The organism is Flavobacterium piscisymbiosum (assembly GCF_020905295.1).
Classification (GTDB): domain Bacteria; phylum Bacteroidota; class Bacteroidia; order Flavobacteriales; family Flavobacteriaceae; genus Flavobacterium; species Flavobacterium piscisymbiosum.
The window spans coordinates 1966823-1988625 of sequence record NZ_JAJJMM010000001.1 but is presented as its reverse complement, the minus strand read 5'-3'; the positions used below and the strand labels follow the sequence as shown (position 1 = coordinate 1988625).

The 21803-nt window shown below is 34.0% G+C and carries 25 protein-coding genes; 13 read left to right on the top strand and 12 right to left on the bottom strand.

Features of this window, described 5'->3' with window-relative positions:
• Window positions 1-73 precede the first annotated feature (73 nt).
• From LNP81_RS08855 to LNP81_RS08825, 7 genes are all read left to right on the top strand, one after another.
• Window positions 74-664, top strand: a complete 591-nt coding sequence (locus tag LNP81_RS08855; RefSeq protein WP_230035102.1) for a thiamine phosphate synthase — start codon at window positions 74-76, stop codon at window positions 662-664.
• A complete protein-coding gene (locus LNP81_RS08850) occupies window positions 631-1383 on the top strand; it encodes a hydroxymethylpyrimidine/phosphomethylpyrimidine kinase (RefSeq protein ID WP_230035100.1) in 753 nt (250 codons plus the stop codon). Before LNP81_RS08855 ends, LNP81_RS08850 begins: the two co-directional genes overlap by 34 nt.
• Complete coding sequence (locus tag LNP81_RS08845; protein ID WP_230035098.1) at window positions 1376-2014, top strand: thiamine phosphate synthase; 639 nt, start codon at window positions 1376-1378, stop codon at window positions 2012-2014. Before LNP81_RS08850 ends, LNP81_RS08845 begins: the two co-directional genes overlap by 8 nt.
• Complete coding sequence (locus tag LNP81_RS08840; protein ID WP_305070235.1) at window positions 1995-2771, top strand: thiazole synthase; 777 nt, start codon at window positions 1995-1997, stop codon at window positions 2769-2771. Before LNP81_RS08845 ends, LNP81_RS08840 begins: the two co-directional genes overlap by 20 nt.
• Window positions 2772-2925: 154 nt before the next feature.
• On the top strand, window positions 2926-3303 hold the full coding sequence (locus tag LNP81_RS08835) for a GxxExxY protein (protein ID WP_230035096.1): 378 nt from the start codon (window positions 2926-2928) through the stop codon (window positions 3301-3303).
• A gap of 38 nt (window positions 3304-3341) precedes the next feature.
• A complete protein-coding gene (thiH, locus tag LNP81_RS08830) occupies window positions 3342-4454 on the top strand; it encodes a 2-iminoacetate synthase ThiH (RefSeq protein ID WP_230035094.1) in 1113 nt (370 codons plus the stop codon).
• Window positions 4455-4530: 76 nt separating this feature from the next.
• Window positions 4531-5241, top strand: a complete 711-nt coding sequence (locus LNP81_RS08825) for a HesA/MoeB/ThiF family protein (protein WP_230035092.1) — start codon at window positions 4531-4533, stop codon at window positions 5239-5241.
• Here LNP81_RS08825 and LNP81_RS08820 read toward each other — a convergent pair.
• From LNP81_RS08820 to LNP81_RS08805, 4 genes are all read right to left on the bottom strand, one after another.
• Window positions 5238-6032, bottom strand: a complete 795-nt coding sequence (locus LNP81_RS08820; RefSeq protein WP_230035090.1) for an MOSC domain-containing protein — start codon at window positions 6030-6032, stop codon at window positions 5238-5240. The two genes, LNP81_RS08825 and LNP81_RS08820, sit on opposite strands and share 4 nt — an antisense overlap.
• Entirely contained in the window at window positions 6032-6673 is a 642-nt protein-coding gene (gene aat / locus LNP81_RS08815; RefSeq protein ID WP_230035088.1) for a leucyl/phenylalanyl-tRNA--protein transferase, read from the bottom strand. The genes LNP81_RS08820 and aat overlap by 1 nt, the downstream gene beginning before the upstream one ends.
• Before the next feature lie 151 nt (window positions 6674-6824).
• Complete coding sequence (locus LNP81_RS08810) at window positions 6825-7196, bottom strand: DUF3127 domain-containing protein (protein ID WP_065448055.1); 372 nt, start codon at window positions 7194-7196, stop codon at window positions 6825-6827.
• A 29-nt stretch (window positions 7197-7225) separates the two neighbouring features.
• Complete coding sequence (locus LNP81_RS08805) at window positions 7226-8101, bottom strand: flavin reductase family protein (protein WP_230035086.1); 876 nt, start codon at window positions 8099-8101, stop codon at window positions 7226-7228.
• A 161-nt stretch (window positions 8102-8262) separates the two neighbouring features.
• Here LNP81_RS08805 and LNP81_RS08800 point away from each other — a divergent pair, with 161 nt between their 5' ends.
• Window positions 8263-9411 carry a sensor histidine kinase gene (locus LNP81_RS08800; protein WP_230035084.1) on the top strand — a complete coding sequence of 383 codons (1149 nt, stop codon included), beginning with the start codon at window positions 8263-8265 and terminating at the stop codon, window positions 9409-9411.
• A 165-nt stretch (window positions 9412-9576) separates the two neighbouring features.
• Here LNP81_RS08800 and LNP81_RS08795 read toward each other — a convergent pair whose 3' ends face one another.
• Together LNP81_RS08795 and greA are read right to left on the bottom strand one after the other, a co-directional pair.
• On the bottom strand, window positions 9577-9966 hold the full coding sequence (locus tag LNP81_RS08795) for an HIT family protein (RefSeq protein WP_230035082.1): 390 nt from the start codon (window positions 9964-9966) through the stop codon (window positions 9577-9579).
• A gap of 73 nt (window positions 9967-10039) precedes the next feature.
• A complete protein-coding gene (gene greA / locus LNP81_RS08790; protein ID WP_065448058.1) occupies window positions 10040-10516 on the bottom strand; it encodes a transcription elongation factor GreA in 477 nt (158 codons plus the stop codon).
• A 155-nt stretch (window positions 10517-10671) separates the two neighbouring features.
• Between greA and LNP81_RS08785 the strand changes: the two genes are divergently transcribed.
• Window positions 10672-11085 (top strand): Rieske (2Fe-2S) protein, encoded by a 414-nt coding sequence (locus LNP81_RS08785; protein WP_230035080.1) that lies wholly within the window; start codon window positions 10672-10674, stop codon window positions 11083-11085.
• Window positions 11086-11138: 53 nt separating this feature from the next.
• On the opposite strand, the gene LNP81_RS08780 is transcribed toward LNP81_RS08785, so the two are convergent.
• The 5 genes from LNP81_RS08780 to LNP81_RS08760 form a co-directional block, all read right to left on the bottom strand.
• Window positions 11139-13328: a TonB-dependent receptor gene (locus LNP81_RS08780; RefSeq protein ID WP_230035078.1), complete on the bottom strand. Its 2190-nt coding sequence runs from the start codon at window positions 13326-13328 to the stop codon at window positions 11139-11141.
• 340 nt (window positions 13329-13668) lie between these two features.
• Window positions 13669-14073 carry an alternative ribosome rescue aminoacyl-tRNA hydrolase ArfB gene (gene arfB / locus LNP81_RS08775; protein WP_230035076.1) on the bottom strand — a complete coding sequence of 135 codons (405 nt, stop codon included), beginning with the start codon at window positions 14071-14073 and terminating at the stop codon, window positions 13669-13671.
• Complete coding sequence (locus tag LNP81_RS08770) at window positions 14073-16187, bottom strand: DUF4301 family protein (RefSeq protein ID WP_230035074.1); 2115 nt, start codon at window positions 16185-16187, stop codon at window positions 14073-14075. The genes arfB and LNP81_RS08770 overlap by 1 nt, the downstream gene beginning before the upstream one ends.
• On the bottom strand, window positions 16148-16771 hold the full coding sequence (gene pnuC / locus LNP81_RS08765) for a nicotinamide riboside transporter PnuC (protein WP_230035072.1): 624 nt from the start codon (window positions 16769-16771) through the stop codon (window positions 16148-16150). The genes LNP81_RS08770 and pnuC overlap by 40 nt, the downstream gene beginning before the upstream one ends.
• 28 nt (window positions 16772-16799) lie before the next feature.
• Complete coding sequence (locus tag LNP81_RS08760) at window positions 16800-17528, bottom strand: phosphoglycerol geranylgeranyltransferase (protein ID WP_230035070.1); 729 nt, start codon at window positions 17526-17528, stop codon at window positions 16800-16802.
• An 82-nt stretch (window positions 17529-17610) separates the two neighbouring features.
• On the opposite strand from LNP81_RS08760, the gene LNP81_RS08755 reads away from it, so the two are divergent.
• The 3 genes from LNP81_RS08755 to LNP81_RS08745 all read left to right on the top strand — a co-directional run bounded on the left by LNP81_RS08755 (window position 17611) and on the right by LNP81_RS08745 (window position 18982).
• On the top strand, window positions 17611-18207 hold the full coding sequence (locus LNP81_RS08755) for a Crp/Fnr family transcriptional regulator (RefSeq protein ID WP_230035069.1): 597 nt from the start codon (window positions 17611-17613) through the stop codon (window positions 18205-18207).
• An 80-nt stretch (window positions 18208-18287) separates the two neighbouring features.
• Window positions 18288-18575 (top strand): hypothetical protein, encoded by a 288-nt coding sequence (locus LNP81_RS08750; protein ID WP_065448066.1) that lies wholly within the window; start codon window positions 18288-18290, stop codon window positions 18573-18575.
• Window positions 18572-18982 (top strand): group III truncated hemoglobin, encoded by a 411-nt coding sequence (locus LNP81_RS08745; protein WP_230035068.1) that lies wholly within the window; start codon window positions 18572-18574, stop codon window positions 18980-18982. The genes LNP81_RS08750 and LNP81_RS08745 overlap by 4 nt, the downstream gene beginning before the upstream one ends.
• Window positions 18983-19386: 404 nt before the next feature.
• Here the strand turns inward: LNP81_RS08745 and LNP81_RS08740 are convergent, their stop codons facing one another.
• Window positions 19387-20037 carry a 4'-phosphopantetheinyl transferase family protein gene (locus LNP81_RS08740; RefSeq protein ID WP_230035067.1) on the bottom strand — a complete coding sequence of 217 codons (651 nt, stop codon included), beginning with the start codon at window positions 20035-20037 and terminating at the stop codon, window positions 19387-19389.
• Between the two features lie 428 nt (window positions 20038-20465).
• Here LNP81_RS08740 and ahcY point away from each other — a divergent pair, with 428 nt between their 5' ends.
• Entirely contained in the window at window positions 20466-21782 is a 1317-nt protein-coding gene (gene ahcY / locus LNP81_RS08735) for an adenosylhomocysteinase (protein ID WP_065448069.1), read from the top strand.
• Window positions 21783-21803: the final 21 nt, after the last annotated feature.

Here is a 21803-nt window from a genome sequence, read left to right as displayed (position 1 = left end):
GAACAAAGAGGAAAGAACAAAGAGGAAAGAACAAAGAGGAAAGAGGAAAAAACAAAGAGTAAAGAGTAAAGATATGATTGTAATTACAAATCCTTCTTCGATTGCAAATGAAATCAACATTATTGAATCTTTATTTGAAGAAGGATTGTCTTTGCTTCATATTCGGAAACCTGATTTTTCTGAGCTTGAAATGGCACGATTTATTCATCAGATAAGATTGGAATTCCGCTCTAAATTGGCTTTACACAATCATCATCAATTAGCAGAGAATTTTAGAATCAATAGAATTCATTTTTCTGAAAAAGACAGACGAAATAGTTTTTCAATTAATCCTGATCAAAAAACGCTTTCCACATCAACACATGCTATTGAAGAGTTCAATTCTTTAGAAAATGATTTTGATTATGCTTTTTTAAGTCCTGTTTTTACAAGTATCTCTAAGGAAAATTATCATCCAAAAACTAATCTTTTTGAAGCTTTAAAACGAAGAACAAATTACAAAACAAAAGTAATCGCTTTAGGCGGAATTGATGCTAAAAATATCAAAGAAACATTAGAAAACGGTTTTGATGATGTCGCTCTTTTAGGAACAATCTGGAATAACAAAAACCCAATAAAACAATTCAAATTATGTCAACAAATCGCCCAATCGTACTTAGTATAGCAGGTTTTGACCCTATTGGTGGCGCAGGTGTCTTGGCTGACATTAAAACATTTGAGCAACATCAGGTGACCGGATTTGCCATTACAACGGCGAATACCATTCAGACTGAAAATGAGTTTTTTGAAATTGAATGGACTGATTTGAGTTTTGTTATTCGATCAATTGAAACATTGTTTAAAAGCTATAATATTCAATCAGTAAAAATTGGGATTGTTCCTTCGTTAGATTATTTAAACCAAATTCTTTCAGTAATAAAAGCATTATCACCAACAACACAAATTGTTTGGGATCCCGTTTTAAAATCGACTACAGATTTCAACTTCACCACAATTGAAAACCAATTGGAGTTGAATAAAATGCTATCCAAAATTGATTTGATTACGCCCAACTATAATGAAGCTGAAATCTTATTTCCAGGTTTTATTTCGAATCAACTTTCGCTTAAAAATGAAATCTCAACTTCTGTTTTATTAAAAGGTGGGCACAATCCTATTGAAATTGGAACAGATCGTTTATTTCTAAAAGATGAAATTATCGATTTCCTACCGTCTAATAAAAAATGCTTCGAAAAACACGGTTCCGGCTGTGTTTTATCCTCTGCCATCGCCTCAAATCTCGCTTTAAATCAAACGCTAACAGAAGCTTGCAAAAATGCTAAAACCTACATAGAAAAATTCCTGAGTTCAAATTCAACTTTAATCGGATATCATTATGTATAACAAATTACAGTACATCTCACAAGGAAATACAATCGAAGAACAATTGTACAATATTCATCAGGCTCTGGACGCAGGCTGTGATTGGGTACAAATGCGATTTAAAAATCAAACTACCAAAGATACTTTTGCTTTAGCAGAAGCAGCAAAGTTTTTATGCGAAGAATATCTCGCCAATTTTATTATAAACGACAATCTCTATCTCGCTCAGCAAATTGCTGCCGACGGAGTTCATTTAGGTTTAACCGATATGAATATTGCCGAAGCCAGATCCATATTAGGCAGTACAAAAATCATTGGAGGAACAGCAAATACTTTTGAAGATATCAAAAATCATATTAAAAATGGCTGCGATTATATTGGTCTTGGTCCATTTCAATTTACTAAAACAAAAGAGAAACTAAGTCCTGTTTTAGGTTTATCAGGATATGTTGCTATTATTGAAAAGATGAAAAACAGCAATCTCAAAACTCCTGTTTATGCTATTGGAGGAATTACATTAAATGATATAAATCCTTTAATGGAAACCGGAATTCACGGAATTGCCGTATCAGGAATGATTACTAATAGTGATCAAAAGAAGAAGTTAATTCAACAACTAAACGAAAAGTTATATGCAAACGTCATTGTTTAAAATTGGAGATAAAACACTAACCTCCCGCCTGTTTTTAGGAACCGGAAAATTTGGTTCTAACCTTGAAATGGAAGACGCTATTTTAGCCTCAGGAAGTGAGTTGGTGACTGTTGCCCTAAAACGCATCGATTTAGAAACCGAAACCGATGCTATTTTATCGCATTTACAACACCCAAATATTCATTTATTACCCAATACTTCAGGAGCTAGAAATGTCAAAGAAGCTGTTTTCGCTGCACAATTGGCCAGAGAAGCTTTAGAAACAAACTGGCTAAAACTAGAAATTCATCCCGATCCTAAATACTTAATGCCGGATCCCATCGAGACTTTAAAAGCAACGGAAGAATTGGCCAAACTTGGTTTCTTCGTTTTGCCTTACATACATGCTGATCCTGTTTTATGCAAACATTTAGAAAATGCAGGAACTTCTGCCGTAATGCCTTTGGGATCGCCAATTGGCAGTAACAAAGGTCTTAAAACAATAGATTTTCTCGAAATTATAATCGAACAAAGCAATGTTCCCGTAATCGTAGATGCCGGAATTGGCGCACCATCTGACGCTGCAAAAGCAATGGAAATTGGCGCCGATGCTGTTTTGGTTAATACTGCAATTGCTGTAGCGGGAAATCCGAAATTAATGGCTGAAGCGTTTAAGGAAGCGGTTATTGCAGGACGAAAAGCATTTGAAGCCCGAATTGCAAATCAGCAGAATTATGCTGTGGCTTCTAGTCCTTTGACATCATTTTTATATGACTAGTTTTAATCTCTCGCAGATTTGGCAGATTGAGCAGATTTATAAAATTTAACAAAATGAAAAAAAAAAATCTGCTCAATCTGCCAAATCTGCGAGAAATTTTTTTACAAAAAGTAGGAAATTTCATTAAATTTGATTTAAAGTTAAAATCACTATTATGTCCGAAAATGAAATTTCATATAAAATACGAGGTGCTATTTTTACAGTTTACAATACTTTAGGTCCCGGATTATTAGAATCAATTTACGAAAGCGCTTTATATTATCAATTAAATAAGGATGGATTAAACACCATCAAACAAGTTAATCTACCCGTTAAATATGATAACATAGAATTAGATATCACTTTTCGATTAGATTTATTGGTTGAAGACAAAGTAATTGTTGAATTGAAATCTGTTGATGAATTGAAATCCATTCACTTTAAACAATTAAATACTTATTTAAAACTAACAAATAAAAAACTCGGGTTATTAGTCAATTTTAATTGCACAAATATTCTAGATAATATACATAGAGTCGCAAATAAAATCTAATCTATCTGATAAATCTGCGGTAAAACACCAAAATCCAAATGAAAACATTTAAAGCAATATTTGAGCAATATAATTGGGATAATATTCAATCTAAAATATACAAAACATCAGCAAAAGATGTAGAACGCTCCTTGGCAAAAACCAAACGCAATCTCAATGACTTTTTGGTTCTGATTTCTCCCGTTGCACAAAATTATCTGGAGCAAATGGCACAGGAATGCCACGAAATCACTAAGAAACGTTTTGGAAAAACCATCCAAATGTATGCACCGCTTTATCTCAGCAACGAATGCCAAAACATTTGTACCTATTGCGGCTTTAGTTTAGACAATAAAATCAAACGAAAAACTCTTTCTGATGCTGAAATAAAACTTGAAGTTGAAGCTTTGAAAGATGTTGGTTTCGATCACGTTTTATTGGTTACGGGCGAAGCAAATTATACTGTAAACATTAATTATTTCCTGAATGCAATTGCGTTAATAAGCAAGGAGTTTTCGATTATTTCTGTAGAAGTTCAGCCACTTTCTACCGAAGATTATGAGCGTTTGCACGAAGCTGGCGTGTATTCCGTTTTAGTGTATCAGGAAACGTATCATCAGGAAGTTTACAAAAAATACCATACTAAAGGCAAAAAATCAAATTTCGATTACAGACTGGAAACTCCTGATCGAATTGGAACTGCAGGAATTCATAAGATAGGTTTAGGCGTTTTATTAGGTTTGGAAGATTGGCGAACCGATAGCTTTTTTAATGCACTGCATCTCGATTACCTTCAAAAGAAATACTGGCAAACTAAATATTCCGTTTCTTTCCCAAGATTACGTCCTGCCGAAGGCATTATCGAACCTAATTTTATTATGGATGATAAAGATTTGACACAATTGATTTGTGCTTATCGTTTGTGGAATGAAGATCTGGAAATCTCAATTTCGACCCGAGAAAATGAAAAATTCAGAAACAACATTATCCCAATTGGTGTTACAAGTATGAGTGCCGGTTCTAAAACAAATCCCGGAGGTTATGTCGTTGATCTGCAATCTCTGGAACAATTTGAAATCAGCGATGAACGCTCCGCAAAAGAAATTGCACAAATCATAACAAATTCAGGTTACGAACCTGTTTGGAAAGATTGGGATAAAAGTTATAGCTAGAAAATTCCAAAAAATAAATTCCAAATTCCAAATTCCAAAAATCTAAAATCAACAATCTAAAATCTAAAATCCCCAAATGAGTATTATACAAGAATTCCTTCGTTACAACAGACAAACTATATTACCCGAAATTGGTGATGAAGGTCAGGAAAAACTAAAAAAAGCAAAGGCATTAGTTATTGGTGCAGGAGGTTTAGGATGCCCTATTTTGCAATATATTTCGACTGCAGGAGTTGGTTGTATCGGAATTATGGATTTTGACACTATTGAAATTCACAATTTGCATCGTCAGATTTTATATACTGAAAATGAAATTGGTCAGGAAAAATCGGTTGTTGCCAAAGAAGTGGTTTCAAAACTAAATCCGCTGATCGAAGTAATTGCAATTAGAGAAAAACTAAATGCTGAAAATGCTGAAAAAATAATTCAGCACTATGATATTGTTGTAGATGGTTCGGACAATTTTGCAACGCGTTATCTGGTAAATGACACTTGTGTTGCTTTACAAAAACCATTGGTTTACGGAAGTATTCTAAAATTTGAAGGTCAAGTTGCGGTTTTCAATCACAACGGAAGTAAAAATTTACGCGATTTATTTCCTGAAATGCCGGATCCAAAAGATGTTCCGAATTGTAATTTGAATGGCGTTTTAGGAACTCTTCCGGGAATTATTGGAACTATGATGGCGCACGAAACCTTAAAATTGATTTTGGAATTACCTACTTTAAAAAACGAGTTAGTACTTTTTAATACAACCAATTGGAACTTTACAAAACTGAATTTTTAAAATACAATCTCATCGCCTACACTAATAATTCCTGAATTTAAACTCACAATATTTGTCCCGAATAAAACAGAATTATCGACCACTCGATATTTACTTAAGGTTTTGAGCGGTTCTTTTTTTAATTTACCATTTTCAGGATCATTATTTACCATAATACATCTTCCGCATGGTTTTATATTTTTAAATTGAACTTCTGCAATTTTAAAAGTCGTAAAATCATCTTCTTCATGAGGATTCTGGCTGCTTATTACGATGTTAGGGCGAAATCTTAAAACAGTAATTTTATCTGTTAATTTTTCATTTAGAAAATCTAAGCTTTGACTTCCTATCATTAAATACGGATAACCATCAGCAAGACTTACATTGAAAGTTTCTTTTAATTTTGAATTTTCATGTTTGCGATCTCCGTTTTTGATGATTTTAACCAATTTACATTCAAAACCCAAATGTTCGCTAAACCATTTTGAAGTTGATCGATTCACTTCTATAACTTCGCTTTTATCGTCCCAAACATTCACTTTTATCGAATTATCTAAATGTTCATGAATAGAGAATTCATGCTTTTGATCCTGAAAAGTAATGCTAACTTTTCCGTCTGAAATCTGTGGATAAAACTGACTCATAATGCGATGTTCTCTCTGCGTTATCATTTGATTATCTGCATCAATCAACATCCATCTGCGATCGTTTTCGAATCCCATTTCTTCTGCTAAAGCTTGCTGGCAACTAATTCCTGCCAAACTTTTTATCGGGTAGATATAAATTTCTTTTACACTATAAACTGCACTCATTATTCCTTATTTTCTATAATAGACATAAATTCTTCACGATCGATTTCGCGGCAACCTAAACTTTCTAAATGCGGATTGTAAACCTGACAATCTAAAAGTTTGTAATTCTCTTTTTTTAAATAATTTACCAAGGCAATAAAAGCGACTTTTGAAGCATTGGACACTTTCGAAAACATACTTTCTCCACAAAAAACATGTCCCAAATCGATTCCGTATAAACCGCCAACCAAAACCTCATTCTGCCAAACCTCAACAGATTTTGCTATTCCCTGTTCATTCAGTTTACAATAGGCATCGATCATTTCGTTTGAAATCCAGGTTCCGTTTTGACCATCGCGCTTTATGTTCTGGCAATTCGAAATAACCTCTTTAAAGTTCTGATTCAACGTAACTTTAAACTGGTTTCTATTCAAAATATTCCGCATACTTTTAGACACAATCAACTCATCCAAGAACAAAACCATTCTAGGATCCGGCGACCACCAAAGAATTGGATCTCCTTCATTAAACCAAGGGAAAATTCCGCTTTTGTAAGCTAACTTTAATCGTTCCGGATCTAAGTCACCGCCAATGGCCAGAATGCCTTCTTCATCGGCTTCTGAAACGGGAGGGAAAAATAAATCGTTGAATACGTAATACATGTTTTTAAAAATTCCAATTTTTTAAATTCCAAGTGCTGATTAGGTCTACACGATTAATGTGCACTAAAAAGCGTACAAAAACAAAATTCCAAACTCCAATTGCATATTTTATGAATTGGAATTTGGAATTTATTTTTTGAATTTTAAACGCTTAGAAAGGTAAATCGTCTGGTTCGTCTTCGTTTAAGTTTGTTGCTGGTGCAAAAGTTTCAGCAGTTGGCATTGCCGGAGTTTGTCCAGGACCTTCTGGTGCTAATCTTTCGATTCTCCAACCTTGAATACTATTGAAATATCTGGTTTCTCCTTGTGGATTAACCCATTCTCTTCCTCTTAAATTGATAGAAACTTTTACTGCCTCTCCTTGTTTGTAGCTACTTAATAAATCGCATTTATCTTGTGTAAATTCGATCAAAATATGCTGTGGATACTGCTCATCTGTGGTAACAACCAACTCTCTTTTTTTGAATGCAGCACTAACTTGTTGCTCTGGGTTCACCACTTTTACTTTTCCTGTAACTTCCATCTTCTTCTATATTAATTATTGTTTCTTTTCTATTTTTTTGCTAAAAGCACTTTCCATGCCGATGAAATATCATCTTTATTCAAATATTTTTTGGCTTCTAAATGTATCTTTTCCTGATCATCGGAACTTAATACGCCTTTCACCGAAAAGTTTTCTTTCACAAATATACTAACTTCTTCCGTTGTAGGCAAGGCTTCTATATTACCTAATTTTCCTAAATCATTTCCGTTAAAAACCCTGCTTTTCCTGATGTAATCAGGGATTACATCTACACCAACCCCTAATGTTGTAAGAGGTTTTGGCACTTCAAAAAGTCCTTCATTCGATCTTGAATACCAGTTACTTCCCAATCTCGAAACCAGATCAATTTTATATTGATCGATGGCTCCGTTTTCATCTAAAACAGCTTCATGAATATGCATTTTTACCACTTCGCAAAGAACCAAATTCCCTGCTCCGCCCTCATCTCCTAAAGGAATAATCTGCGTGACTTTGCACTCAAACTGCACCGGCGACTCTTTTACGCGATAAGGTTTTACCAAATCTGACGGAATTTGTGTTAGTCCGGCTTTGAGAAATTCGTTTACACCTTCAGCATATTCTGTACTTGCCAACGAGGTTTGCTGTACCATATCATAATTGACAACATTTATCACAACTTCGCGAGTTGCTTCTGCATTGATCAAAGTGTGTTTTACAGTATTATCGCGTACACGGCGTGCTGGGGAAAAAACCAAAATTGGCGGATTGGCACTGAACACATTAAAGAAACTAAAAGGCGACAAATTAGGGATTCCTTTTGCACTAATTGTACTGGCAAATGCAATTGGTCTTGGCCCGACAGCGCTTTGCAGATAGCCGTGCAATTTTGCTGTGGTAATTTCTTTAGGATCGATGCTAATCATAGAATTTTCTTTTTGACCTAATCTCATTTCGGTTACTGCAAAAGTAGAGAAATCGTTTTTGTCAAAGAAATAGTTTTAGATTTAAAAACAAAAAATCTTTAGCCGTTTATAAAATATTAAATGTGTTTATTTCGTTATATTTATACCTCAAAAAATAATTTATGTCTTTTTCTGAAAGAAGAAATACTACTCGTTGGATTATTATTTTCATTTCCTTTTTAATCATTTCTTTGATTCTTTGGAACACTTATACTTTTTTCCAAATTTTCAAAAATGAAGAAAGATTAAAGATGAATCTTTGGGCCAATGCACAAAAAACACTGGTAAATGCTGATGAAAATACTGACCTGGATTTACCTCTTAACATTTTAAACAATAATACATCGGTTCCTGTTATGCTTACTATGTATAACAAAGTGATTAGTTCTGTAAATGTGCCAGAAGAAGTTCTTGCTGACAAAAAGAAATCAATGTCGTATTTAAAGAACTTAAAAAGCGAAAATGAACCTATAATTATTGAATATGCTCCCGGAAAACATCAGGAGGTATATTACGGAAACTCGGCATTACTTAATAAACTTAAGTATTATCCCGTTGCTTTATTGCTGATCATCTTTTTATTTGGCGCACTGATTTATAACTTTTACAGAAGTAATAAAATGGCCACGCAAAATAAACTTTGGGCAGGAATGGCAAAGGAAACTGCACATCAAATCGGGACACCATTGTCTTCATTAATTGGCTGGGTCGAAATATTAAAAACAGAAGATATCGATCAATCTATAACTACAGAAATAGAAAAAGACATCGAGAGACTGCAAACTATTACAGATCGTTTTTCTAAAATTGGATCGGTTCCTGTTTTAGAAAAGCATGATATTATTGCTGAGACACTACATACTTACGAATACTTGCAGTCACGTTTTTCTAAACAAGTTACTTTCTCTTACAATGGTCCAAAAGATCCTGTTTTGGTAATGATAAATCCAACGCTGCACAGCTGGACGATTGAAAATTTAGTCAAAAATGCTATTGACGCCATGAAAGGAAAAGGAAGTTTAGATCTTCGAATTGAACAAGATGCGCATCATGTAAAAATAAACGTAAAAGATTCCGGAACGGGGATTGCTAAAAATCAATTTAAAACCATCTTCGAACCAGGTTTTACTACAAAAAAACGTGGTTGGGGATTGGGGCTTTCCCTTACCAAAAGAATCGTTGAAGAATATCATAGCGGAAAAATAAAAGTCTTACATTCTGAAATTGGAAAAGGAACTACATTTCAGATTTCTTTAAATAAAAAAGTGTAGCAAATTTTACTTTACTACACTTTTAATGTTTTTTTATTTCTGAACGTTTTGTGAGGTTGAGCGAAGTCGAAACCCTTTATGTTCAATCAGGACTTGGCTTCGACTTCGCTCAACCTGACATACGACTTCGCTCAGCCTGACATCCGTCATAACAATTATAATTAACTATAAATTCGCCTGAATACTTTTAGCCAAAGCTTCAAATTCTTCTTTAGAAAGCGATACTTTATCATGAAAACGCATTTCATCCATATGGTTTAATGGAATCAAATGTACGTGCGCATGAGGAACTTCTAGTCCTACAACAGCCATTCCTACTCTTTTGCAGGGAACGGTTTTCTCTAAAGCGATTGCAATTTTCTTAGAAAACTTCATTAGACCTAAATACAACTCATCATCCATATCAAAAATCTTATCGATTTCTTGTTTCGGAATACAAAGCGTATGTCCTTTTGCATTTGGATTTACATCTAAAAAAGCCAGATAATTATCATCTTCGGCGATTTTACAGGCTGGAATTTCTCCGTTTACTATTTTGGTAAATATTGATGACATTGTTTACTTGTTTATTTGTTGAATCGTTAAATCGGTTAAACAAATAAACGATTAACCAATTAAACATTATAATTTAGTCTCTTGTAATTTCAAGAATTTCAAATTTCAAAACTCCGTTTGGTACTGTGATTTCAGCTACTTCTCCAACCGATTTCCCTAGTAAACCTTTCCCAATAGGAGATGTTACAGAGATTTTTCCTGTTTTTAAATCGGCTTCACTTTCTGCAACAAGCGTATATTTCATTTCCATTCCGTTGCCTTGGTTCTTAATTTTTACATTAGAAAGTACCAATGCTTTCGAAACATCCAATTGAGATTCATCTATTAATCTTGCATTAGAATACACTTCTTCCAGTTTAGAAATTCTCATTTCAAGTAAACCTTGTGCTTCTTTTGCGGCATCATATTCGGCGTTTTCAGATAAATCACCTTTGTCTCTTGCTTCTGCTATATCTTGAGATGCCTTTGGACGCATTACACTTTTTAAATGCTCCAACTCATCTTTTAATTTTTTTAATCCTTCTGCGGTATAATAAGATACTTTACTCATAACTTCGTCGTTTATATAAATACAAAAAATCCCATCGGGACGGGATTTTGTATTACAAATATACTATTATTTTTTATAGTACATAATTATATGTTAATCATATAAAAATCAAATCTAAATAAATTATTTTTGTTTCACTAATTCTTATTAAAATAATGAAAAAATTCTGGCTATTAATCGTATTTGTTTCTGTACTTATCTCCTGCAGTGATAATGGCGTAAGTAACAAAAACCCAAACATACCAAGTTACCCTGTTAACCTGACAGTTGATATGAATTTACCGGCTTACTCTAATCTTAAATTTCCTAGTAATGGAGTTATCGTTCCTAATTACGGAGCAAAAGGAATTATTATTTTTAATACCGGAAGTGGCTATAATGCATTTGACGCCGCTTGTCCTAATCAAGCTGTGACTTCATGTATTGCTATGACAATTAATGGTATTAATGCCGTTTGTTCCTGCGATAAAACAGAGTATAGTTTATTTACCGGACTTGGAGGAAAAGAATATCCATTAAAACAATATCGTGTAGAAGTAAGCGGAACCATAATTCACGTTTATAATTAATATAAAAAAAGCCTGAAAATTTAAACTTTCAGGCTTTTTTATTTTCAGGCTTTTTAGAATTTCAAAGTAAGTCCGGCCAGGAAATTAATCCCTGCCTGCGGATAATAGTAAGGATAAACATCCCACATGGCTCCGTTTGAAACATATTTTTTATCCAGAATATTATTTACTAAACCGGTAATCATAATCGATTTGAAAACTGATTTTGGTTTTATCTCGTAAGATACATTCAAATCGTTTACAAAATAATCTGCCAGCTTCGCTTCGGGCAATTCGATATTGTTCATGTATTGCTCTCCAACAAATTTTTGCAATAATGAAATGTGTAAACTCTCCATCGGGCTGTACACAATAATATTTCCGGCAATCACATTTGGCGAATAAGCAATATCTGTTGTTCCGTAGTATTGTCCTTCAACAGCTAAATCAACATTTTTATTGCTGCTTAAAGTGAAATTAGGTCTAAGAAGAAATTTCTCCGAAAGCTTTATTGTCGCATCTACTTCAAACCCTAAACGGTAACTTTTTTCAGTATTGGCACGAATTGGCGCTCCAACATCATCTAATCTTCCGGTTAAGATCAATTGATCTTTGTAACCCATATAATAGAAATTAGAATTCAATTGAAATTTCTCTGAATTGAATCTCCATCCTAATTCAAAATCATTTAATTTCTCAGGCTTTACATTTCCGCCTTCATAATCGGTTCTGTTGGGTTCACGATTAGCGCGTGCGTACGAAAAGTAAAGTGTATTCTTTTCATTGATTTCATAATTCAATCCTGCTTTTGGATTGAAGAAATTGAAAGTATCATCGACTATTCCTGTTTCTTTTGAATTTGCTTTGTACTGAACTCTTCTATATTGTAAATCTCCGTAGAAACTCAATTTTTCAGTAAATTGATAGTTGGCTTTTGCAAAGATATTTCCATCTGTTTTTGTTGAATAATCATCATAATAATGATCGCCTAATTCCGACAGATCAGAATTTCTTGCCCAGATTACTTTTCCGTAATGATCGCCTTCATATTTGTTCCAGCCTCCGCCAAGAATAACATCAAGCTTTTCTTCTTTGTATTTTACAGAAAAAGTTGTTCCGTAGAAATCATTGTCTAACCATTTCTGACGAATTAAATCTGTTCCGGGAACTAATTCTCCCAAATCATTTTCAACCATTTTTGTTGGCTGAATTGGTCCGTATCCTTCAACTGGTTCATTGTATTTATAATTTTCATAAAATCCTTGTCCTTTAGTATAATGAAGAGCAAAATTGCTGCTCCATTTATCAGACCATGATTCGCTCCAATGCAATTGATAATGGTTTTGTTTGTAATTATCGGTCTCATTGTCGTAGAAATGAACATTTCCTGCTTCATCTTTATACTTTCCTGCAGAATTATAAGTTCGATCTGAATTTAAAGTTTCAGCATCAATTCCGTTCCAGGATTGGTAGGTTTTTTCGGTTCCGCCAAAAACCAACGCTTTAATTAAAGTCGTTTTTCCTACGTAAGTTCCTTGCAGAAAATAGGATTTAAGATCAGAACTGGCACGATCTACATAACCATCAGATTTAATGGTAGACAAACGTCCGGCCAATTCAAAATGATCGTTTAATAAACCTGTACTGAATTTTACCGTGTTTTTATTTGAATTGAAACTTCCGTAAGAACTCGAAATTTCTCCGGTTGGTTTTGAAGCATAACTATCTGTAAGCATGTTTAAACTCGCGCCAAAAGCTCCTGAACCATTTGTAGAAGTTCCTACACCACGCTGCAACTGTAAACTTTCTACAGATGAAGCAAAGTCCGGCATATTTACCCAGAAAGTTCCCTGACTTTCAGAATCATTATACGGAATTCCGTTGATGGTTACGTTTACTCTTGTAGCATCGCTTCCGCGGACTCTGATTCCGGTATACCCTATTCCTCCTCCTGCATCAGAAGTAGTAACAACAGATGGCAAATAGTTCATTAAAACTGGAATATCCTGTCCTAAGTTTCTAAATTTAATTTCCTTTTTATCCATATTACTAAATGTAACCGGAGTTTTTGTCGTAACACGAACCGCCGAAACTAAAACATCATCAAGCTTATTGACTTTGGTTGAATCTTGTTCCTGTGAAATAGAAGAAAGAGAATAGAGTAAAGAAAATAGAATAAAGAAAATAGATTTGGTTCTGCCCAATTTTTGAGACTTAGAACCTTTGCAACTTAGTACCTCAGTACTTTTAATAATAGTTTTCATTCGTAAAGAATTACGAATAAAAGGGGGAATTATTCTTTGTTAAAATTAATAAATGTTTCACGACAAAATATAGTGTGCACGCTAAAATTGTCGTTTATTTCCCTTAGCGACATTACTCGCTCAGGTTCGTTGGGTATGATCTCAGCTCGTTATTTAGAGCACCCCTTTGAGACAGTGCAAATGTAGTGTTAAAAATTTCAAAAGTCAAAAGACAATGGCAAAAATCAATTACAATAAATTAAACTCCAAAAACAATAAATCCCAAAAACTGAAATTCCAAATTCCAATTGAAAACTACATAGTGAGCTTTTTGGAATTTGGAATTTTAAAAATTGGAATTTTAATCTAAGTCTGGCTTCTTACGAGATTGTTTTCTCTCAGAAATATTCTTTTTGTCCTTTATTCTTTTCTTAATTACCGATTTTGGTATTTTGGTTGCTTTACGAATTTTAGGAACAAACAATCCTTTTTTAATAATTTCCAGAAAGCGTTTTATCACAATGTCTTTGTTTTTAAGCTGGCTTCTGTCTTCGTCGCAATTTAAAATCAGGATATTTTCTGTTGTTAATCGGGACGAGATATTGGTTAGCAAAAGCAATTTCTCTTCTTCGGATAAAGCCTGAGAAGCATTCAAATCAAAAGTTAAAACTACTTTCGAAGAAACTTTGTTTACATTTTGTCCGCCGGCACCACTACTTCTGACTGCTTTAAAACTTAACTCTGATATGATTTTTTCGATATCCATTATTGTGGCTGATGTGCTGCTTTTAATAAATCGTTTACTGTTTTCACCGGATTAAAAGTAATCAGGGGAACTGCTACAAAAATAGTTAACCAATTGGCCATTGCACCATTCCATAATCCCGGTAATTCGTAGCTTTTGACTGTTTTTCCGTCTACACTTTTCTCGACTATAAAACCTGCTTTTTGATCGACAAATTGCAGCAAATCAAACTTTTCATTTTTATAATTTTTGATTCCGCAAACCAGATCAACCGGATTAAAATGTGTTGCTTCGGCAAGAATTTCCGTTTGTTTTTTATTGGCCAAATCTACTTGCGATGTTTCTACAATCTGTAACGAGACAGCGCCTTTATCATTTCTTACCCAAAATGGTCCTCCACCCGGTTCTCCTTCATTTTTTACCATTCCGCAAACGCGAATTGGCCTGTTGAGTAATTCTTTTATTTTATTGATTTTATTTTTGAAAGTGAATTTATTAAAATCATTACTTAACTCAATATTGAGCTTCTGCATCAAAAAAGCAACAATTTCTTCGATGTTTTCTTCTTTTATTTCCTGCTTTTCAATTGCATTTAAATAGCCGAAAACTTTTTGCTGCACTTTTATTAAAACACCGGCCAAAGCCTTTTTATACAATGCGATTTTATCAATATGATTTTGAATCACATTGTCAATGTTTTTGATGAAAATAATATCAGAGTCGAGTTCTTTTAAGTTCTCAATCAACGCTCCATGTCCGCCAGGTCTAAAAACCAAATTGTTTTCTTTGTCACGAACAGGAATGTTTTTTGCATCTACACAAATAGAATCGGTGCTTTTGTTTTGGTACGAATAACCTATATCAATTTTAACTTTCGAATCTTGTTCTACTTTTTCCTTGAGTACCTCAACTTCATTTTCGAATAAAGTTTGATGTATTTCAGAAACTGTAAAATGTAAATTAGAAACCTGATTTGAAGTTGCATAATGCACACATTCATTCAAATGTTCTTCTATCGGGTTGGCTATATGTGTTTTATATTGATGAAATGGCAAAACTGCTTTTGGCTTGTTTGCAAAATCAAAATATTCCGGAGAAAGTAATGTTTTTACGAAGTAATAATTTTTATAATCCCTGTCTAAAGTTTCAAAATCAGGATAAATCTCTTTAAGCTTTTCGTCTAATGTTTTAAAAAACGGAAACTTATCCATTGCGACAATAAAAATCGACAAATCACTGTCTTTTTTTCTATTGATATACGCATTTATAGTTTCTTTTTTAATGTCGAAATCATTCAGGAAAGCGGTTAAAAATTTAAACATTCTGCTTGCCGCACCCGAAGCCGGAACAAACTTTTTTAGTTTTAATTTTTCTTTTTGAAGATCAAAAAAATTCGCTTTTTCTTCGAATTCAGTTTCTGAAAGACTTAAAATTCCGTTATTGATTGTAGCAGGACTTATTAAGTTGCTTTTTAAAATTCCGTTTTTAAAAATTTCAAGCTGTTTAAGAATTTTATCAAAAGGAATTCCGTGATTGTATATCTGAACAAAATCTGCTGATGAAAAACCATGCTGTTTTGCAAGAGATAAATTATCTATAATTGAAGTTGCTTTTGCCAAACGGCTTTCTTTATTACCGGAAAGTGTTATAAAAGGTTTTTTAGTATCAATCAGGGTTTGTTTAAAAACCGAGAATACCGATTCCCTTCCGTCAGGAGTATCTCTAATGTCGTCTTTTTCCCAGGGAACATCAATATCGGTAAGGAAAAACAAATCGTATTCATGTTCTAATGCAGCTTCGTTTAAAAGCGGATCACAAAAACCATAATACATTTCAGAAAAAACTTTGGTCACCATCAAATTAGTGTCAGAAAACAAATACTTTTTGGCGGAGGCCAATTTTTTATTTTCTAATGCAACTTGTCCGTACGCAATAGGCAACATATCATCGGCCACACAAATGTGTTGGTTCTCTTCCCATTTTTCCTGCAAATAATCACGTGCAAATTCGGGAACCCATTCGGTTTCGTAATATTCTGCAAGTTGTTTTGCCAATGTAGTTTTGCCCGTACTTTCAGGACCAAATAAGGCAATTTTTATGATAGCTGTTTTTTGCTGTCTAAGATTTTTCTCCATTCTAAATAAGCTGAAATAGCCAAAATTGTAAAAATTAAATATTGTAGCGACAACATCCCTAAACCGCGATAGGCATAAAGAGGCACTACAATAATGTCGCCAATGATCCAAAGTGTCCAGTTTTCGATCTTTTTCCTGGCCATGTACCACATTCCTGCAAAAAATATTCCAGACGAAATCATGTCGACATAATTGTCTTTATGAATTTCATAATCGAAATATTTATAAATTCCGAAAACTACAAAAACAGTTACAAAAAACAGTATAACTCCAATTATTTTTTCATTAACATTTGTTCTCGTAATAGGCAAATTATCTTCTGTGATTCCGCCTTTTCCCCAAACGTACCAACCGTAAATACTCATTATAGAGAAATACCCATTGATAATCATATCGCCAATATAACCTGCAACGTATAGCAGATACACTGAAATCACCGTAGCGACTAAACCAGTTGGATACACCCAGATATTTTCTTTCTTCGCAAACCAAACACTTAAAATACCACAAACAAAAACCAAAAATTCCAGGACAATATGCCAAAGCGGAGCGTTTTTGTAACTTTCAAGAAAAAAATCTATCATTGGGCGGGTTGTTTTTGGTGGTTCTTAATTATGATTCAAAAAAATGACTGTCGTTTTCGAAAGCAGTTCCTATAACGACCAAATCTGCACCGGCATTATAGGCATTTTGAATTCCGTGCAAATCTACAATTCCTCCTCCAACAATAATAGGAATATTAATATTTTGAGCAATTAACTGTATCATTTCCAGCGGAACGGGCTGCTTTGCTCCGCTTCCTGCCTCGAGATAGATTAATTGATTGCCTAACATTTCTCCAGCCTGTGCAGTGGCCAGAACCAGATCTAAATTTTCTCTGTTTAATGGCTTTGTTTTGCTTACTCGTGCTACGGCCGTTTCATTACCGCTTTCGATCAAAATATAACCTGTAGCAATAACTTCAAGATTTGTTTTTTTAAGTATTGGAGCGGCCTGAACCTGATATTCTATCAAATAATCAGGATTTCGTCCGGACAATAAAGACAAGAACAAAATAGCATCGGCCTGAGGCGAAATTTGCGACGGATTACCCGGAAATATGACAACGGGCAAATTTGTTTTTTGTTTTAATACTGCAATTAAATCTTCTAAAATTGTAGATTCTACAATGCTTCCTCCCACAAAAATATGCGTTGCAGGCGATTGATTGATTTTAAGCAACAAATGATCTAAATTTTCCCAAACAATTTTATCAGGATCTAAAAGTATAGCGAGTAATTTTTGTCCGTTACTTTTAGCTTCCAGAATTTGCTGGCGTATATTGGGTATTTTTTGTCTCATAACGGGCGTAAAAGTAAAAGTTTTTTAATGTAGAAGAACTATTTTGAATGAATTATATTTGTGTTATAGCTAAAACAAAATTATGATTGCAATTGATCTGTTGGAAAAATATGGCGCCCTGAAAAAATCTTTCGATAAAAACGAAATTATTTTTGAAGATGGTCATCTCCCTACGCATTATTATCAGATCATTTCCGGTGAGGTAAAAATGAGTAATTACAATGATGATGGCCGCGAATTTATTCAGGGAATTTTTTATAAAGGTCACTCTTTTGGTGAACCGCCTTTATTTTTAAACCAAAATTATCCTGCCAATGCAATTGCTGTTGAAGATGCAGAAGTTCTTGTGCTGCCTAAAAACAGTTTTATGAAATTGCTGGAAGAAAACGCAACTGTAAGTATTAAAATCATCGAGAATTTAGCCCAACGATTGTATTATAAATCGGTTATGGCGGCAGAAATGTCTACGCAGGAACCTGAACACCGTGTCCTTAAATTAATCGATCACGGAATCGCTTATTTTAATTTCACAAAAGACGAAAACGGTTACCTCATCAATTTTACCAGACAACAAATAGGAGACTTAACCGGTTTGCGTGTCGAAACCGTAATTAGAACCATTAAAGCTCTTGAAAAAAAGGGCGTTCTAAAGATTATAAACAGAAAAGTATACCGATAAAAAAGTTCTTTTTTTATGATTTTAATCATAAAAACAAGAACTGAAGTGCCTGTACCTTTGTTATTATAAAAACAAATATCATGACACTATATCAAACAACATTCGAAAATTTCAATAAAAATTATATGGGTTCTGCAGCAATGGCTGTAATTGGTCAAAGCTGTTTAGGTGCAGCTGCAGCAATGTATATTCTTTCTCACGGAACCTCTATTGGTCAAATGATACAATTGGCTATTATTGTTCTGGCTTGTATATTAGCTAATACTTCTATACTTGCACAAATGAAACACAAAGTAGTTTTTAACTTTATTATTACAAGTGCTATTTTAAGTGTGTTATTGATCATCCTGAACAATTTTATTCTATGAGAAAACCAATAGAAAACAGAGCTGATATCTCGTATTTAGTACATCAGTTTTATGCTAAAATAAGAGCCGATGAAGAGATCGGCTTTTATTTTAATATGATGATTAAAGATTGGGACACACATCTGGAAAAACTGACTGATTTTTGGGAAACGAATCTGTTTGCCGTAAAAAAATACAAAGGAAATCCGCATGTAGCGCATAATGAAGTAGACGAGCATTTTAATGAAAAAATCACGTCGAATGAATTTGGCATCTGGCTAAACTATTGGTTTCAGACTTTAGACGAACATTTTGAGGGCGAAAATGTAGAAACATTAAAAAGACGTGCCCGTAAAATGAGTACTTTTTTATACATGAGTATGTTTAAGCACAGACAAAAAGAAAGTGAAGTTCCTCCAGAATCGTAAATATTTATTTGTTTTTTTTCAGGAGCTAATCCCGCTATTCGTTCCAATCTTTTGTGCCGAACCCCGGCACAAAAGGATTTCCACTTCTATCGGGGCTAGGAAATGGTTTTCATAATAATATTTTCGTGTAGTTTCTCATTTCGAACAAGGAAAAATCTTCGCAAGGAACTAAACAAAGATTGGCGACATTTTGGACGTGAATTTCTTGTGTGATTTCTCCCTTCGGTCGAAATGACAAAATTGTGATTACATTTCGCAGGATGGATTAAAATCCATCCCTACAATATATTTCGTTCCCCGGGAACTCTTTCTCAATTTTGATTTTTATTATAGAAATCGGCATGACAAGATTATCGCGAGTATTTGAATTTGGATTTTTTTTAAAATTGGAATTTAGTGAAATTTTATTTCTCAAAAGCGTACACCAAAGTAAAATCCTGCCCTGAAGTACTTGACTTGATCTCTTTATAATGTACATCAAAATCTACAACGAGATCATTAAAATGCAAACTGGCTTCTGTTAGATTTTTGTTTAATGAAAAAGCATGTACCCTGATATGATCTTTAAAACTGATTCCTTTTTCGTTTCTGATTTTAAATATCGCCTCTTTTGCGCCCCAGATTACGGTAAGTTCCTTGATATAATCTACCTTATTTTGAGTGTTTAAGTAACTGGTTTCTGTATCTACAAATTTATCGGCAATGCGAAGGATTTTTTCGCGTTGCAATTCCATGTCGATTCCTACGGTTTCATCACTGATTATAATCGCTGCAAAATCGTGCGAATGTGTAATCGAGATATGATTATGACAATTAAAGTAAGGTTTTCCAAATTCGTCATAATGCATTTCATGATCTGTAAAACCCATTTCCTGTATTAGCATACGAACGCTCAAAAAAGCACGCTGGTGCATTTGCGACTTCATTCCGTTGAGTCTTTGCTGCGTTTTTTCTTTTAAGACTACCTTACTCAATAACTCCTCAAAAGATTCTGTTATGTGCCAAATTAAGATTTTGGTAGTTTCGTTGAATTGTATGGTTTGAAATAAAGGCATTCTCTTTTAATTATGAATTATTAATTATGGTTTGTGTGTTCTAAACCATAGTAAGTTATGTAAATACATATAACTTAGCTTGTAACAAATGTCATTAGTAAATTTAAGCAATTAGCGATTAACTTTATTATTAAGAATCTTTTTTAAATGAACTTATATCACTTATATGGTTTAAATATCAAAGTCTCATCTTTTTAGCCCTGATGGGAGCGGCATCCTTTTTCTGGCTTCTTTAGCCAGGAAAAGATATAGTGGACAGCAGGAAATAGCTCCTCAATTTCAATACCTTCTTGTAATAAGTAAATTATTTAGCTAAAGTTCAAAAGATTAAGAAATTAAACATTTCACAAATCTTATAGAAAGTAGGTAGAATTAAAAACCTATTCCGTAAATTTGCAAAAATTTTACAATATACAAATATACTATAAATGAGTACTACAACTACGCCTTTTGTGGCTTTCAAAGTAAAAGACATCTCTCTAGCGGCTTGGGGAAGAAAAGAAATTGAATTGGCTGAAGCTGAAATGCCAGGTTTAATGGCACTTCGCGCTGAATATAAAGACGAACAACCTCTTGCAGGTGCTCGTATCGCTGGATGTTTACACATGACGATCCAGACTGCAGTTTTAATCGAAACTTTAATCGCTCTTGGTGCAGAGGTTACTTGGTCTTCTTGTAACATTTTCTCTACTCAGGATCAGGCTGCTGCTGCTATTGCTGCTGCAGGAATTCAGGTTTATGCATGGAAAGGTCTTGATGAGCAATCATTTGACTGGTGTATTGAGCAAACTTTATTCTTTGGTGAAGACAGAAAACCATTGAACATGATCCTTGATGATGGTGGAGATTTAACTAACATGGTTATTGACCGTTTCCCAGAATTGGTTCCTGGAATCAAAGGATTGTCTGAAGAAACTACAACTGGAGTTCACAGACTTTACGAAAGAGTAAAAGCCGGAACTTTACCAATGCCTGCAATCAACATTAATGACTCTGTTACTAAATCTAAATTTGATAACAAATACGGTTGTAAAGAATCTGCTGTAGATGCTGTACGTCGTGCAACTGACTTAATGTTAGCTGGAAAAAGAGTAATCGTTTGTGGATACGGTGATGTTGGAAAAGGAACTGCTGCTTCTTTTAGAGGTGCAGGATCTATTGTAACTGTTACTGAAATTGATCCAATTTGTGCTTTACAAGCTGCAATGGACGGTTATGAAGTTAAAAAATTAAACACTGTAATTGCTACTGCTGATATCATCATTACAACTACAGGAAATAAAGATATCGTTCTTGGAGAGCACTTCGAGCAAATGAAAGACAAAACTGTTGTTTGTAACATTGGTCACTTTGATAACGAAATTGATATGGCTTGGCTGAACAAAAACCACGGTGCATCTAAAATCGAAATTAAACCTCAGGTTGACAAATATACTATCGCTGGAAAAGATATCATCATTCTTGCTGAAGGTCGTTTAGTAAACCTTGGTTGTGCTACAGGTCACCCAAGTTTTGTAATGAGTAACTCATTCACTAACCAAACTTTGGCACAAATCGAATTATGGAAAAACAGTGCTGCTTACAACAATGACGTTTATATGTTACCAAAACATTTAGATGAAAAAGTTGCTGCTTTGCACCTTGCTAAATTAGGAGTTGAATTGGAAACTTTACGTGACGATCAGGCTGCCTATATTGGTGTTCCGGTTGAAGGTCCTTTCAAACCAGAGTACTACAGATACTAGATTAATTTTAGATTTAAGATT